Raw genomic sequence first — 14,067 nt, forward strand, 5'->3', positions numbered from 1 at the left:
CCCAGCCTTCACCGTCCGCCAGTACTAGGCCGAGAGCTCTTCACGCACGATCCGTGCACCCGCGCTGAGCGCGCGCAGCTTGCCGCGCGCCACCTCGCGCGCAAGCGGCGCCATGCCACAGTTGGTGCTCGGGTAGAGCTTGTCGGCATCCACGAACTGCAGCGCCCTGCGCAGCGTGTCGGCCACTTCCTCGGCCGTCTCCACCGTGCTGGAGGCCACATCAATGGCGCCCACCATCACCTTCTTGCCGCGCACCAGCTCGATCAGGTCGATCGGTACATGCGAGTTGTGGCACTCCAGCGAGATGATGTCGATGCTGGAGGCCTGCAGTTTCGGGAATGATTCCTCGTATTGCCGCCATTCCGATCCCAGCGTCTGCTTCCAGTCGGTATTGGCCTTGATGCCATAGCCGTAGCAGATGTGTACCGCCGTCTCGCACTTCAATCCCTCGACCGCCCGCTCCAGTGCGGCTACGCCCCAGTCGTTGACTTCGTCGAAGAACACGTTGAACGCGGGCTCGTCGAACTGGATGATGTCGACCCCCGCCGCCTCCAGCTCCCTGGCCTCCTGGTTGAGGATTCCGGCGAACTCCCAGGCCAGCTTCTCACGGCTCTTGTAGTGGGCGTCGTACAGCGTATCGATCATCGTCATCGGGCCGGGAAGTGCCCATTTGATCGGCTGCGTGGTCTGCCGGCGCAGGAATTTCGCATCCTCGACGAACACCGGCCTCGGGCGGCTGACCGCGCCGACCACGGTCGGCACGCTGGCATCGTAGCGGTTGCGGATGCGCACGGTTTCGCGCTTCTCGAAATCCACGCCGCTGAGATGCTCGATGAAGGTGGTGACGAAATGCTGCCGGGTCTGCTCGCCGTCACTGACGATGTCGATGCCGGCGTGCAGCTGTTCCTGCAGGGACAGACGCAGTGCATCCTGCTTGCCCTCGGCCAGGCCTTCGTCCTGCAGTTTCCAGGGCGACCAGAGCTTTTCCGGTTCTGCCAGCCAGGAGGGCTTGGGCAGGCTGCCGGCGGTGGAGGTGGGGAGCAGCGTGTTCTTCGACATTGCGTCTTGTGTCCTGGGGTGCGGATGGAAAATCGATGGATCAGCGGGCAGCCCACTGCTCAAGCACGGCGCGGTAGGGCTTGATGAAGTGTTCTTCGGTGAACCGACCCTGCTTGACCGCCAGCTGGCTGCGCTCTTCGCGGTCGTAGACGATGCGGGTGGAGGAATAGTCCTGGTGTTTCAGGCTGGGCTGGTAGACCTTGCCGGCGACCGAGTTGGCGTTGTAGATCTCCGGGCGGTAGATCTTCTGGAACGCTTCCATCGTGCTGATGGTGCCGATCAGCTCCAGGTTCGAGTAATCGCCGAGCAGGTCGCCGCGGAAGTAGAACGCCAGCGGCGCCACGCTACCCGGCGGCATGAAATAGCGCACCTGCAGCCCCATCTTGTCGAAGTACTGGTCGGTCGGCGAGAACTCGCCCTGGCGGTACTCCACGCCCAGGATCGGGTGGTGGTTCTCGGTGCGGTGGTAGGTCTTGCTGCTGGACACGCTGATGCAGATCACCGGCGCCTTGCTGAAATTGGCGCGGTAGGCCTCCGATTCCAGGAAGTGCTTGAACAGCTTGCCGTGCAGGTCGCCGAACCCCTCTGGAATGCCGAAGGTCGCCTTGCCCTCGTTGCTGGCCGGCAGCACCACGCTGAAATCGTAGTCGCGGACGTAGGACGAGAAGTTGTTGCCGACGATGCCTTCGGTGCGCGCGCCGGTCTGGGTGTCGACGATGGTCGGCCGCAGTACCTCGATCAACGGGAACGGATCACTGCCGTCGGTGCCATCGATGTGCATCTCCACGGAGATGATGTCCAGCTCGACGGCATAACGGTCCGCGCCCGGGTTGTCCCAGTGCGCCAGATCGTTGAAGCGGTTGTTGATCATGCGGATCGTGTTGCGCAGGTTCTCCTGCCGCGAATCGCCACGGGCCAGATTGGCGAAATTGGTGGTGATGCGCGTGCCGTCAGCCGGCTGGTAGTCCTCGTTGAAGGGGATGAGGGTGATGCTGAAGGTGAAGTCTCGGGTCGTCATGGGCGGCGTTCCGGGTTGCGGGGGTGACATCCGAATGCGGGTGGGCGGCATTCGGCATTCAGAGGGCGGCGGCGATCTCGGCGGTGGCGGGCGCTGCGCGATGGGACAGTGCCAGCAGCGGCAGGGCGCGGTGCACTGCCAGCCGGGCCCGCTGCAGCAGGGCATCGTCGTGCACCCGGCCGTCCGCGAAATCGCGGTCGGTGGCGTACACCCCCAGCGGCAGGGTGCGGGCCTGGAAGAAACTGAAAAGCGGGCGCAGCTGGTGGTCGATCACCAGTGCGTGGCGCTCGCTGCCGCCGGTGGCGGCGAGCAGGATGGGGGTGTCGACCAGGGCGTCCTGGTGGATGAAATCAAAGAAGTGCTTGAACAGCCCGGTGTACGAGCCCCGGTAGACCGGCGTGGCCACCACCAGGACATCGGCCTGTTCGACGGCTGCCAGCTGCCGCTCAACGCCGTCCGTCAGCTGCGAACGCCAGAGTGCGCCCGCCAGCTGCGGTGCCAGCTCGCCCAGCTCGATCAGGTGCGGCTCGCAGACCAGGTCCTCGCCGATCAGGTCCAGCAGGTGCTCGGCCAGGGCCGCAGCCTTGGAAGGGCGTTGCAGCCCACCGGAAACGGCGACGATACGAAGGGGGCGGGTCATCTGTTCGCTTTCAGCAGGGGAGGGGCGCCTTCGGGGCGTTCTGCGTGGGGCGCAGTCCTGCAGGCCGGCGGGGTGGCCGGGCGCCAGGCAATCGAAGGCATGAACCGATGCTAGCCACCCCCTTCCATGACGTAAAATGGTATTACTTCACCAATCCATGAGCGGGATTCATCGTCATGCTGGAGCGGATCCATCTCAGCATCGTGCAGCAGGTCGAGCAGCAGGGGTCGCTGACCGCCGCCGCCGGCGTGCTCAACCTGACCCAGTCGGCCCTGAGCCACAGCATGAAGAAGCTGGAGCAGCAGCTCGGCACCGATGTCTGGCTGCGCGAAGGGCGCAGCCTGCGGCTGACCCAGGCCGGGCAGTACCTGCTGGCTGTCGCCAACCGGGTGCTGCCGCAGCTGGACCTGGCCGAGGAGCGGCTGGGCCAGTTCGCGCAGGGCGAGCGTGGTGCGCTGCGCATCGGCATGGAGTGCCACCCCTGCTATCAATGGCTGCTCAAGATTGTCTCGCCGTACCTGGCCGCCTGGCCGGACGTGGATGTGGACGTCAAGCAGAAGTTCCAGTTCGGCGGCATCGGCGCCTTGTTCGGTTACGAGATCGACCTGCTGGTGACCCCGGATCCGTTGTTGAAGCCTGGCCTGACCTTCGTACCGGTGTTCGATTACGAACAGGTGCTGGTGGTGGCCAGCAACCACCCGCTGGCCAAGGTGGAGCATGCCAAGCCGCGCCAGCTCGGCCAGGAAGTGCTGATCAGCTACCCAGTGCCGTTCGAGCGCCTGGATATCTACAACCAGTTCCTGCTGCCGGCCGGCATCACGCCGCGGCGCCACAAGACCATTGAAACCACCGACATCATGATGCAGATGGTGGCGAGCGGACGCGGCGTCGCCGCGATGCCGCGCTGGCTGGTGGAAGAGTATGCCGAGCGCATGGACGTGGTGCCGGTGCGGCTTGGGGCCAAGGGCATTCCCAAGCAGATCTACCTGGGTGCGCGCGAAGCGGATACCGCGATCGATTATCTGCGCGCCTTCGTCGACCTGGCCCGCAACAGCACGCCGCTCGCCAGCAAACAGGGCGGTGCCGGTTGATGGCTGCACGCACGTCTGCCCGGGCGCAGGCCTTCATCAATGCGTTCTCGCTGGAGGTCGGTGCAAAGGCCATGCCTGCCTTGCGTGCAGACGCTGGCCGCATCGCCCCCGGTACGGTCATTTCCATCCCCTTTCTGGCGAGCGAAGATGATGAGGCGCGACTGGCCGCCGTGCGCACGGTGCGCGAACTCGGCTTCGAGCCGATGCCGCACCTCTCCGCACGCCGGATCGCATCACAGCTGGCGCTTGAGCGCTTCATGGATCGCGCCGCAGGCGAGGCCGGCATCGAGCGATGCCTGCTGATTGCCGGCGACCTGGCGACGCCGGCCGGTCCCTTTGCCGACAGCGCCGCGATCATCGACACCGGCCTTCTTGAACGGTGCGGGATCAAGCACGTCGGCGTGGGCGGGCATCCGGAGGGGCATCCGGTGATGGCGCCCGAACAACGGTGGCGGGCGCTGGAGCAAAAATGCCAAAGCATCCGCGAGCGCGGCATGGCGCCGCAGGTCATTACCCAGTTCGCCTTCGATGCCGGCGTGGTCCTGGCCTGGCTGGATACGCTGCGCGCCCGCGGCATCACGGCCCCGGTACTGGTTGGCGTGCCCGGTCCAGCCAGCATCGCACGGTTGCTGCGCTACGCCGCGATGTGTGGCGTCGGCGCAAGCGCCTCGATGTTGGCAAAGTACGGCGTCAACATTGGCCGCCTGCTGGGAAGCGCCGGCCCAGAAATATTCATGGATCGCCTGCTGGACGGACTGACGGACACCCACGGCGAGGTCAGCCCGCATTTCTTCCCGTTCGGCGGCATCGCGCCGTCGTTGCAGTGGATCGAACGGTATCGATGATGGCGCATGGCCGGCTTGTCTTCGGGTAGGCTGCAACGACTGACCGCAAGGGCGAGGGCCCGGATGAAACGCTGGCTGTTCCTGGCGCTTGTCGCGCTGCCATTCGCTGTCGGGGCCGTGGTCATCCGCCACGACGTTGAGGACGCCCGCTATCGGATCGATGGGGCTGAGTTTCCCGCACTGGCCGATATGCCGGGCGAGGGGCAGGGCGTCCTGATCGCGCCGCGCTGGGTACTGACCGCAGCGCATGCCGCGCCAATGGAAGGGATGGGCGCCGTAGTCTCCATCAGCGGCAAGGACTATGCGGTGAAGCGCGTGGTCCTGCATCCCGGCTACAGGAGAATGCCCGAGACCCTGGGCCAGGACGCTCTGGCAAGCGGCAGTGCGGCGAAGATCCATGCCTTCCTGGCCGAATCGGACGACATCGCATTGATCGAGTTGACGCTACCGGTCGCCGATGTACAGCCGGTGGCGCTCTACCGCGGCAGCGCCGAAGCCGGGCAGGTCGCCGCCCTGATAGGGAAGGGCGCGACCGGCACTGGAGCCATCGGCTTGCTGCCGGGCGGGCCGCATCGCACGACGCTGCGGCGGGCGTACAACGCCATAACCGGCGGCAACGATCGCTATCTCTGGTACCGCTTCGATGCGCCACCGCAGGGGCTGCCGCTCGAAGGCGTTCTCGGCAACGGTGACAGCGGCGGGCCGTTGCTGATCGAGGGCAATGGTGGCTGGCAGCTGGTGGGGCTCGGTTCCTGGATCACCGCCGTTCCCGAACACGCCCTGGAGGCCGGGTTCTATGGGCAGGTGGTGCACAACGTCCGGGTATCGCGTTACGTCGATTGGATCGAGCGCGTGATGTGCCAGGGTGGCAGTGGATGCGGCGAGCGTGACGCGTCACGTTAATGGCCCCGGAGAGTGCCGGATGCAGGCCAGCAGATCGCCGCCAAATCAGTGACTCGGCTACGATGCTGCGATCGGCATTCGCGCCGATGGGGCAGGGGACGCGATGGACATGCAGGCAGGGGGCGGCATTGATCCGCCAGCAGCGGCCGAGACACAGGAACTGACCTTCCAGTGGCTCTATGGGCGGGTGCAGGGGCTGGTTGAGCACAGCATCTACCCGAAAGCGGGGAAGGTGGAGGCGTGGGCGTTCCGGGTGGGTGTTAGTGCCGGAGTTGCCGGCCTGCTGGTAGGGCTGGGTCTGGATCGATGGCTCAGCAAGGACCTTTTACTGCCGGTCGTCGCGATCTGCCTGGGCGTGGAGATATGCGGACTAGTTATCGGTGGAATCCTTACTGCATGCCGAGAGTACCGGCAGTACGTCCAACCACGACTATCCCACTCTCGAGAGATGGATGGCGATTTTCTCCGCTGGCAGTCCGTGATATCCGATCTGCGTTGCTTTCCTAAGAAACAGCGTCAGCAGCGACTCAAGTACGTCAGCAGCTTGCGATCCAGGATGATGGATCGCATGGATCTGGTGTATGGCGGATTGCAGCGCCTTGGGCCGTTCCCTTTGCTGGTCGCGCTCTTCCTGCAGCTGCGCAGCTGGAGAGCGGACGGCTGGGCAAGCGCCTTCGACATCGGCTGGGTCGGGGCACTTCTCATATTCGCAATGGGGCTCCTCTATCTGGTGGGTTGCCTGCTGATCGCGCAACGCATGCGCCTGGATACGTATGTCGCGTTGCTTGAGGGGTCTGTGCAGGAGCCAGAGGCGGCAGCCCAAGCCTCAACGCCGGTGGCGCAAGGTGTCGAGCGAACGTGAGGGTCGCCTGAGTCCCCTTGAATGTAGTGCTTGTAGCGAGGCGTACCTCCAGGTGGCTTGCGTTCTCATTCCCTGAGACGAGCTGCTGCCAAAGTGCCGTCGCGCACGAGCTGCATTTCATTCAAGTGAAGGGGGAGAGGTATTGGACGCGACGGAAATTTCCAGCGTGCTGAAGGGCGGAGACCTTGTTGCCATCTTGGCCCTCGCTGCACTGTGTGTGGCTCCTTTGATCAAGGGCTTCCATGCATTGGTTCACGGGCGGCATCAGCGGCGAAAGGAATTCCTTGAGATATGGAAGGAGGGGAGCCTTGAGCGGGATGATCTGTGGCTGGAGGAAGCCATTCGGCATCTGTCCGGATCGTCCATGTCGGCGGGGTTGATTCGCCATGTCGCGGCATTGAAGTGGCCATCGGTAAAGCTGCGCAAGCTTGCGATGAATTCCAGGTTCTTCGAGTTCGACGAAGAGCAGAAGGCGGTGGTCTGGATAAGGCGTTGGCGTGGAATAGGCCCTTGGCTCCAGCTCGAAATGGCGGCGTGCCTGATCGGCTATCTTGTACTCTGTGTTATCGGATTTGGCTCGATTCTGACTTGGAGTCGGCAGGAGGGCAGCGATGGCGGGTCACTGGTCTTCGCTGGCGTGATATTCGTTATGGTGGCATTTGGAAGTTTTTGGCATTTCGTCTCCCTTAGTGAGTCCCGCTCGGCTTTCCTGCTCGTCAACAGCCTGTCCCGCGATGGGTTGGGTGAACATATGCCCAGCTTGGAAGCCGAACCCAGCCCAAGGGCCAGTTAGGTCTGTGCGGTCGTGGGGATCGATCTCGATCATGCTGCAAGCTGATCCTTGTTGGGGGAATGAGCAGGCAGGCAAGAGCCAAGCCAGAGCCGCAGCCATTGGCCTGCGGAGCCGACAAAGGCCGTAGCAGCCCGATACACCATTTCGCAATCTTGGTACTTGTTTGTACTGTTGCGCCCCGGAAATGGCTGTTTCAGCGAGCAAAATGCAAGAATCCAGAGCATTTAAGTGTTTCGCAGACGTCGAGGGCCAAGTGTTGCGGCTGATGCTTGAGCAAGGCGCAACGGAACTTCATGATCGCGCAACGGGCAGGCACCTGCCGTTGCGCGACCCCGGGGCACGTGATGGCCCTCCAGGCGGTGGCGCAGTCAGGAGTATGCGCCGTCTTCAGCTGGCGAGATTCAAGCGGCTGTGCTCGAAAAGCACGCAGGACGTACGGTTGCCGGCGTCCGACTTCCGGCGGCTCTTCGGCGCGGGTACCAAGAGGTGATCCCGGACCTAGATCAGATCCAGATCGTCGGGCGTCAGCCCTGCCAGCGCCAGCACCCTGTCTCGCCTCATCTGTTCCCCCCAGAGACTCCATGCTCGGTCAGTGGACAAGCCCCCTGTCGCCCTGCAGGCCGGGCAAGTCAGTTCGAGGCCACCTTCTACATCGGCAAGTCCGCATCCCCGGAACATGCGTGACTCGTCCCCACATGCGCCGCACTTGGCCTGAAGCGTCTCGACGCGCTCGATCGTTCCGTTGAGGCGCAGCAAAGGACGGATACTCAGGATCCGAAAAGCAGCTGGAGAGGTCATGTGTCGTGCCGGTCAGGGGCTAGACACGGAGGCGAAGGGTTCGCGCCCAAGAGGAGCCAAGCGCGGCCAGCGTACAGCATAAACTGTTAAGAATCCTCAAATTGACTTCACCCGTTGGTGCCGGTGCGAATGTCCTGGCGGGGACTCGACTCAGCAAGGCTTAACGCAATGGTTTGGCGGACAGCTGAACTCCATTCGGCCCCGGGCGGCAGGGAGAGTAAGCTCACCTTCAACCATTTGATCCGGGGCTCTTATGGATCTCATCAGACTGCTGCGATCGCTTGAGGAGTTCCTCTATGAACTCGTAGGGTGGCTGGTGTTCTACCCGCGGACCCTGTGGAGGGCGCTGGTGTAGCCGGGCGAGGTAGCGCACTACAGGCGCCGAGAGTTCTCCAAAGATCCGGAACAACGATTCGCCGATGCCATCAGCCCTGTGCTGATGTTGATTCTGTCAGTGGTGCTGGCGCACGCATTGGAAATGTCTACGCGCACCGCCCCCCTCGCGGTATCAGGACCCGAAGGCAAGCTGCTGTTTGGGAGTGAGCAGGGGCTGCTGCTCACCCGTTCGGCTGCCTTCTGCATCTTCGCCCTGGGGGCGGCGCTAAGCACGCTGTGGCGACAGCGCCTGCCCATCAACCGCGACACGCTGCGGGAGCCTTTTTCCATACAGGCGTTCATTGCGTGTCCATTTGTGATTCTGCTTGCAGTTTCGCAGGCAGCTGGCTCTGCAGGTGGGAGATTGCGCATCGCTGGGGTGTTGGGATCGGAGCGCTGGCAGTTGCATGGTATTTGTGGGCGCGCACGCGCACCTTCGTAGCACTGAACGGCACCGGGCCACTCCAAGCATTTGGCTTCTTACTCGGCTCGTTTCTGCTGACGGTGGCACTGGTCGTCGCACTGACGCTCGCCTTGGTTCTCTAGTCCAAGAGACCTGTATTGAAACCGAGCATGGGAACGAAATCCGATCAAATGGCTAACAATCGGCTAACAACGGCCTAATTCTGCCTTAATCGGCGCGCTTCAGGATGCTGTCCCATGGACATGATCCCAGCGCCGATTCCCATGGCCCCGCATCCGGGCAGATTTGCCGAAGCAACCCTCATCGGGCCTGATCATCCGCTGCGTGGACAGGTGCAGTCCTTCATCGCCGACACCTATCGTCAGCGCTTCGATGCCGAGGTCCGCGACTTCATGCCACAGTTGCTGGCCTACCGAGATACGCAGGGAGCACTGGTCGCGGCAGTCGGGCTTCGACACGCAGATAGTGGCCCGCTGTTTGTGGAGCACTATCTGGATGCGCCCGTCGAGGCCGTGCTGGCGCAGCACCTTTCCAGTGCACCTCGGCGAGCGCAGATTGCCGAAGTGGGCCACTTTGCCGCGTCGACGGCGGGCATCGCACGCGAGCTGATCGTGCAGCTGGCCTGGGTCCTGCGCGCCGCCGAAGTGGATTGGGTGATGTTCGTGGCGACCCAACAGCTGCGCAACGCGTTCGTCCGTCTGCATCTGGCACCGCTCGAACTGGTGCCCGCGCGTGCCGAGCGCATGGGCGACAGCGCGGGCGACTGGGGCCGCTACTATGAATCGCAACCGCGCGTGATGTGCGGCGATATCCGCGAGGGCATCGCCTTTCTTGGCGGAAAGGCCTGCTCGATAGACCCAATGGATGCAGCCAGTACCGTGGGGGTGGCCGGATGAGTGTTGATGCACAGCACGTCCTGCGCCTGCTGCAGCAGCATAGCCAGCCAGTACTGACCGCTCAGGAGACGCTGAGTGCGTCCGAGCTGCGCTCTCGCGTACTGGAACTGACACAGTGGCTGCAGCGGACAGGTATCACCTGCGTTGCCAGTCGCCTGGACAACGGCCCCGATTGGCTGGTGCTCGACTTGGCCCTTCGCATTGCCGAAGTGGTGCACGTACCGTTGCCCACCTTCTTCTCCGATGATCAAGTGCAGCACGCACTGCAGACCAGCGGTGCCCAGCTGCTGGTGGTTGCGGAGGGCACGCCGCCGCCGTGCGGGATCACGGCCGCACCCATGCCGTTGCCGGCACTGAGTGCGCACGGCTTAGCCCTGGACGCTCCTGCTGGTAGTACGCTGCCGGCTGGCACGGCCTGCGTAACCTACACCTCGGGTAGCACAGGGCGCCCACGCGGCGTATGCCTTTCTGCCGGAACGTTGATGGCCACCGCCGCGTCATTGGCAGACGCCGCAGGTGACATCGCACCACGCCGGCATCTGTGCCTGATGCCGCTGTCAACGCTCCTGGAGAACGTCGCGGGATTGTACGCGGCGTTGTTGTCGGGCGCCGAGATCGCGCTGCCATCCCTGCAGGAGATCGGTTACACCGGCGCAGCAGGGTTGGATGTCCGCACGCTGCTGAGCTGCCTCAATCGTTACCGCCCCGAGAGCATCATCCTCGTGCCGCAACTGCTCCTGGCCATGGTCATGGCAGCAGAGCAGGGCGCTGAGCTGCCGGCATCGCTGCGATACCTGGCCGTGGGTGGAGGCCGGGTTTCCCCCGGACTTCTGGCACGGGCAAGGCGCCTTGGGCTGCCGGTGTTCGAAGGCTACGGCCTGACCGAGTGTGGGTCGGTGGTGTGCCTGAATCGTCCTGGCGCCCAGCGCGATGGCACGGTGGGCCAACCCCTTCCACACGTGCGGGTACAGATCGTGGACGGAGAAATCGTGGTGTCCGGTGCGCGTGCACTGGGATATCTGGGCGGCGAATCGCTGCCGGAGGGGTCGATCCACACCGGTGATCTGGGACACATCGATGCCGACGGCTTCCTGCATGTGACCGGGCGGCGCAAGAACGTTTTCATCACCGCGTTTGGCCGCAACGTGTCGCCCGAATGGGTGGAGAGCGAATTGCTTTTGCACCCGGCCATCGCGCAGGCCCTGGTCTGGGGGGAAGGGCAGGCCGACAACGTGGCATTGCTGGTTCCGCGCTTCGCGCAGCAGGACTCCGCCACGCTCGAGGCGGCGCTGTCCGCCATCAACGCCGGCCTGCCTGACTATGCCCGCATCGCGCGCTACGTCACCGTCGCGCCATTCAGTGCGAACGCCGGTCTGTTGACCGCCAATGGTCGCATTCGTCGCGAGGCCATCCTCGCCCACTACCAGGCAGTGATCGACGCCGCCTACCGGCGCCCTGCGTTCAGCACCATCGGAGACCCTGCATGAGCTTCCACGATCACCTTCTTGCCCAGACCGCCAGCGAGCGCCAGTCGCTGCTGCAGATTCCCATCATCGGCGACGCACTGGCGGGCCGCATCGACCGCGGTGACTATCTGGCGTTCCTGCAACAGGCGTACCACCACGTGCGCCACACGGTACCGCTGCTGATGGCCTGTGGCTCGCGCCTGCCTGCGCGCCTGGAATGGCTGCGGACCGCGATCGGTGAGTACATCGAAGAAGAGATGGGCCACCAGGAATGGGTGCTGGACGATATTGCAGGTGCCGGCGGTGATCGGTCCGCTGCTGCAACATCCGAACCCGCACTGGCCACCGAACTCATGGTCAGCTACGCCTACGACACCATCCAGCGCGGGAACCCTGTGGGCTTCTTTGGCATGGTACTGGTGCTGGAGGGCACCAGTGTGGCGCTGGCAACGCAGGCTGCAAACACCCTGCAGACGTCGTTGGATCTTCCGCGCAACGCCTTCAGCTATCTGCTTTCGCATGGCGATCTGGATATCGAGCATGTCGGCTTCTTCAAATCGCTGATGGACAGGCTGGATGATCCCAGCGACCAGCAGGCCGTTATCCATGCGGCACGCCGCTTCTACGTGCTCTACGGCGATATCTTCCGCACCCTGCGCAGTGGCGGCGCGCGTACTGCGGAGGCTGCCTGATGGACCTGCGTGGACGTACGGTCGTTCTGACCGGAGCCAGCGGCGGCATCGGAAGGTTGCTCTGCGGCGGCCTGGTGGGCGAGGGCGCGCAGGTCGTGGCGGTGGGGCGGGGCCACGATCGGCTGCAGGCGCTCACTGACACGTTGCCGGAAGGGTCTGTCATACCGGTCGTTGCCGATATCGCCACGGCGGCGGGCCGCGGCGCGTTGCTGGCGAAAATTGATGCGCTATCCAGGCCGCCTTCGGTGCTGGTCGTAGGCCATGCCAGCGCCGCCTTCGGACTGTTCGGCGCACAGACAGAGCAGGCGTTGGAGCAGATGATGCAGACCAATCTGGTTGGCTCCATGCTGCTGATCCGCGCCTTGTTGCCCTTGTTGGAGCGGCAGTCGCACGCCAGCGTGGCCGTTCTCGGCTCGACGTTCGGCAGCCTGGCCTTCCCGGGTTTTGCCGCTTACAGCGCCAGCAAGTTCGGATTGCGCGGCCTGGTCGAAGGTCTGGGCCGCGAGTATGCCGGCAGCACAGTCAAGTTCCAGTACCTCTCACCACGCGCCACCCGCACCGATTTCAACAGCGCCGCCGTGGATGCCATGAACGCCGAACTGGGCGTTTCCCACGACTCGGCCGAGAAGGTCGCAACGGCCTTGCTGCAGGCACTGCGCTCTGGCAATCCGCGCTTGCAGCTTGGCTGGCCAGAGCGGCTGTTCGCTCGGTTGAACGGCCTGCTGCCAGAGCTGGTGGACCGTAGCCTCCGCAAACAGTTACCCATCGTCAGGCGCCATGCCAGCAGTGGCACCACCGCAGCGAGTTCTTCCGCATCCCCTCCCAGCAAGGACACCTCCCATGAAGCGCACGCAGGGTAAGACCATGTTCTATCTCATTCTTATTGCCGCTGCCGTATTGGTCGGGGTCGCTGTGGCCGCCGAACCTTCAGTGCCGGTGGCGCAGATCCGTGACCGCTGGGCGCAGATCAACTACCAGACGCCCAAGCCGCAGCGCGAGGCGGCGTTCATGGCCCTGTCCAAGCAGGCCGCGCAAGCCCGGCAGGCGGCCCCCAGGGATGCCGGTGCGCTGATCTGGGAGGGCATCGTGCTGTCCAGCCTTGCGGGCGAAAAGGGTGGCATGGGCGCACTCAGCCTGGTCAAGCAGGCCCGCGCCGATTTCGAGGCCGCACTGAAACTGGATCCCCGGGCCCTGGATGGCGCGGCGTATACCAGTCTGGGCGCACTCTACTACCAGGTACCGGGCTGGCCGCTGGGCTTCGGCGATGACGATCAGGCGCGGCAGATGCTGAAGAAGGGGCTGGATATCGACCCCAATGGTATCGATGCCAACTATTTCTACGGCGATTTCCTGCGCGATCAGAAGGAGTGGGGCCCAGCGCAGGCGGCGCTGCAGAAGGCACTGGCAGCACCAGCCCGGCCAGGACGGGATGTGGCCGATGCCGGCCGCCGGCATGAGATCGAGGCCAAGCTGCACGATGTGATGGGCCATCTTGCAAAGTGAAGTCCGCGACTGGACACTGCCCTCATGCGCATCCTCCTCGTCGAAGACGACCGCTCCCTGGGTGAAGGCATCCGGACCGCGCTTCGACGGGGCGCCTTCGCCGTGGACTGGGTGGAAGACGGCACGGCCGCGCTCCTGGCTGCGCAGGATGGGGATTTTGATCTGGTGGTGCTCGATCTGGGTCTACCACGGGTAGACGGCATCGAAGTGATCCGCCGCCTTCGGGCGGCGGCAAACCCGGTGCCGATTCTGGTCCTCAGTGCCCGCGAACGCCCGGCCGACCGTACGCTCGGGCTGGACGTTGGAGCAGATGACTACCTCGGGAAGCCCTTCGATACCGCCGAGCTGCTGGCGCGCGTCCGCGCGCTTGTCAGGCGCAGCAGCGGACGTTCGCATCCCACGCTGGACGCCGGTGACCTCCATCTTGATCCGGCGACGCTGGAGGCGCGATGGAAAGGACGGACGCTGGATCTGACCCGCCGCGAGTTCTCGCTGCTGAGATTGTTGATGGAGCAGAACGGGCGGCCAATGGCGCGAGAAACGATCCAGAAGCACCTCTACGGCTGGGATGAGGACGTCGCCAGCAACGCAGTGGATGTTCATGTGCATCAGCTGCGGCGCAAGGTCGACCCTGCGATCGTGCGTACCGTGCGAGGCATCGGGTATGCGCTGGGGCAGTCGCCGGAGCCGGATGCATGAGGT

The 14,067-nt window shown here is 64.1% G+C and carries 15 protein-coding genes; 12 read left to right on the forward strand and 3 right to left on the reverse strand.

Annotated features, from left to right (window positions below; genetic code table 11):
- Positions 1–24 precede the first annotated feature (24 nt).
- Genes Q0P60_RS08230 through msuE form a run of 3 tightly spaced genes read right to left on the reverse strand, consistent with a single transcriptional unit; the run spans position 25 to position 2,717 of the window.
- On the reverse strand, positions 25–1,059 hold the full coding sequence (locus Q0P60_RS08230; RefSeq protein WP_294990902.1) for a methionine synthase: 1,035 nt from the start codon (positions 1,057–1,059) through the stop codon (positions 25–27).
- Positions 1,060–1,099: 40 nt separating this feature from the next.
- Positions 1,100–2,077: a DUF1852 domain-containing protein gene (locus Q0P60_RS08235; protein WP_294990906.1), complete on the reverse strand. Its 978-nt coding sequence runs from the start codon at positions 2,075–2,077 to the stop codon at positions 1,100–1,102.
- Positions 2,078–2,135: 58 nt separating this feature from the next.
- Positions 2,136–2,717, reverse strand: a complete 582-nt coding sequence (gene msuE, locus Q0P60_RS08240) for an FMN reductase (RefSeq protein WP_294990909.1) — start codon at positions 2,715–2,717, stop codon at positions 2,136–2,138.
- A 176-nt stretch (positions 2,718–2,893) separates the two neighbouring features.
- Between msuE and Q0P60_RS08245 the strand changes: the two genes are divergently transcribed.
- The 12 genes from Q0P60_RS08245 (at position 2,894) to Q0P60_RS08300 (ending at position 14,064) form a co-directional block, all read left to right on the forward strand.
- Positions 2,894–3,808, forward strand: coding sequence for a LysR family transcriptional regulator (locus Q0P60_RS08245; RefSeq protein WP_294990912.1), 915 nt, complete (start codon positions 2,894–2,896; stop codon positions 3,806–3,808).
- Complete coding sequence (locus Q0P60_RS08250) at positions 3,808–4,653, forward strand: methylenetetrahydrofolate reductase (RefSeq protein ID WP_294990915.1); 846 nt, start codon at positions 3,808–3,810, stop codon at positions 4,651–4,653. Before Q0P60_RS08245 ends, Q0P60_RS08250 begins: the two co-directional genes overlap by 1 nt.
- 63 nt (positions 4,654–4,716) lie before the next feature.
- Positions 4,717–5,556, forward strand: coding sequence for a trypsin-like serine protease (locus tag Q0P60_RS08255; protein WP_294990918.1), 840 nt, complete (start codon positions 4,717–4,719; stop codon positions 5,554–5,556).
- 103 nt (positions 5,557–5,659) lie between these two features.
- Positions 5,660–6,418, forward strand: coding sequence for a hypothetical protein (locus tag Q0P60_RS08260; RefSeq protein WP_294990921.1), 759 nt, complete (start codon positions 5,660–5,662; stop codon positions 6,416–6,418).
- A 142-nt stretch (positions 6,419–6,560) separates the two neighbouring features.
- The gene (locus Q0P60_RS08265) at positions 6,561–7,211 is read left to right on the forward strand and encodes a hypothetical protein (RefSeq protein ID WP_294990925.1); all 651 of its coding nucleotides are present in this window, start codon (positions 6,561–6,563) and stop codon (positions 7,209–7,211) included.
- 1,237 nt (positions 7,212–8,448) lie between these two features.
- On the forward strand, positions 8,449–8,826 hold the full coding sequence (locus Q0P60_RS08270) for a hypothetical protein (protein WP_294990927.1): 378 nt from the start codon (positions 8,449–8,451) through the stop codon (positions 8,824–8,826).
- 218 nt (positions 8,827–9,044) lie between these two features.
- Positions 9,045–9,704 (forward strand): thermostable hemolysin, encoded by a 660-nt coding sequence (locus tag Q0P60_RS08275; protein WP_294990930.1) that lies wholly within the window; start codon positions 9,045–9,047, stop codon positions 9,702–9,704.
- A complete protein-coding gene (locus tag Q0P60_RS08280; protein ID WP_294990933.1) occupies positions 9,701–11,191 on the forward strand; it encodes an AMP-binding protein in 1,491 nt (496 codons plus the stop codon). Before Q0P60_RS08275 ends, Q0P60_RS08280 begins: the two co-directional genes overlap by 4 nt.
- Positions 11,188–11,862 (forward strand): iron-containing redox enzyme family protein, encoded by a 675-nt coding sequence (locus tag Q0P60_RS08285; protein ID WP_125425959.1) that lies wholly within the window; start codon positions 11,188–11,190, stop codon positions 11,860–11,862. The genes Q0P60_RS08280 and Q0P60_RS08285 overlap by 4 nt, the downstream gene beginning before the upstream one ends.
- Positions 11,862–12,722, forward strand: a complete 861-nt coding sequence (locus Q0P60_RS08290; RefSeq protein WP_294990938.1) for an SDR family oxidoreductase — start codon at positions 11,862–11,864, stop codon at positions 12,720–12,722. The genes Q0P60_RS08285 and Q0P60_RS08290 overlap by 1 nt, the downstream gene beginning before the upstream one ends.
- A complete protein-coding gene (locus Q0P60_RS08295) occupies positions 12,703–13,365 on the forward strand; it encodes a hypothetical protein (protein WP_309250475.1) in 663 nt (220 codons plus the stop codon). The genes Q0P60_RS08290 and Q0P60_RS08295 overlap by 20 nt, the downstream gene beginning before the upstream one ends.
- A 24-nt stretch (positions 13,366–13,389) precedes the next feature.
- On the forward strand, positions 13,390–14,064 hold the full coding sequence (locus tag Q0P60_RS08300; protein ID WP_049455266.1) for a response regulator transcription factor: 675 nt from the start codon (positions 13,390–13,392) through the stop codon (positions 14,062–14,064).
- Positions 14,065–14,067 lie beyond the last annotated feature (3 nt).

The organism is uncultured Stenotrophomonas sp. (assembly GCF_945952405.1).
GTDB lineage: Bacteria > Pseudomonadota > Gammaproteobacteria > Xanthomonadales > Xanthomonadaceae > Stenotrophomonas.

Bases quoted from the DNA above. Each gene is read 5' to 3' on its own strand.
- msuE (WP_294990909.1), bottom strand. From the start codon at position 2,717: ATGACCCGCCCCCTTCGTATCGTCGCCGTTTCCGGTGGGCTGCAACGC.
- Q0P60_RS08235 (WP_294990906.1), bottom strand. From the start codon at position 2,077: ATGACGACCCGAGACTTCACCTTCAGCATCACCCTCATCCCCTTCAAC.
- Q0P60_RS08230 (WP_294990902.1), bottom strand. From the start codon at position 1,059: ATGTCGAAGAACACGCTGCTCCCCACCTCCACCGCCGGCAGCCTGCCC.
- Q0P60_RS08285 (WP_125425959.1), top strand. From the start codon at position 11,188: ATGAGCTTCCACGATCACCTTCTTGCCCAGACCGCCAGCGAGCGCCAG.
- Q0P60_RS08275 (WP_294990930.1), top strand. From the start codon at position 9,045: ATGGACATGATCCCAGCGCCGATTCCCATGGCCCCGCATCCGGGCAGA.
- Q0P60_RS08245 (WP_294990912.1), top strand. From the start codon at position 2,894: ATGCTGGAGCGGATCCATCTCAGCATCGTGCAGCAGGTCGAGCAGCAG.
- Q0P60_RS08280 (WP_294990933.1), top strand. From the start codon at position 9,701: ATGAGTGTTGATGCACAGCACGTCCTGCGCCTGCTGCAGCAGCATAGC.
- Q0P60_RS08255 (WP_294990918.1), top strand. From the start codon at position 4,717: ATGAAACGCTGGCTGTTCCTGGCGCTTGTCGCGCTGCCATTCGCTGTC.
- Q0P60_RS08270 (WP_294990927.1), top strand. From the start codon at position 8,449: ATGTTGATTCTGTCAGTGGTGCTGGCGCACGCATTGGAAATGTCTACG.
- Q0P60_RS08260 (WP_294990921.1), top strand. From the start codon at position 5,660: ATGGACATGCAGGCAGGGGGCGGCATTGATCCGCCAGCAGCGGCCGAG.
- Q0P60_RS08290 (WP_294990938.1), top strand. From the start codon at position 11,862: ATGGACCTGCGTGGACGTACGGTCGTTCTGACCGGAGCCAGCGGCGGC.
- Q0P60_RS08300 (WP_049455266.1), top strand. From the start codon at position 13,390: ATGCGCATCCTCCTCGTCGAAGACGACCGCTCCCTGGGTGAAGGCATC.
- Q0P60_RS08295 (WP_309250475.1), top strand. From the start codon at position 12,703: ATGAAGCGCACGCAGGGTAAGACCATGTTCTATCTCATTCTTATTGCC.
- Q0P60_RS08250 (WP_294990915.1), top strand. From the start codon at position 3,808: ATGGCTGCACGCACGTCTGCCCGGGCGCAGGCCTTCATCAATGCGTTC.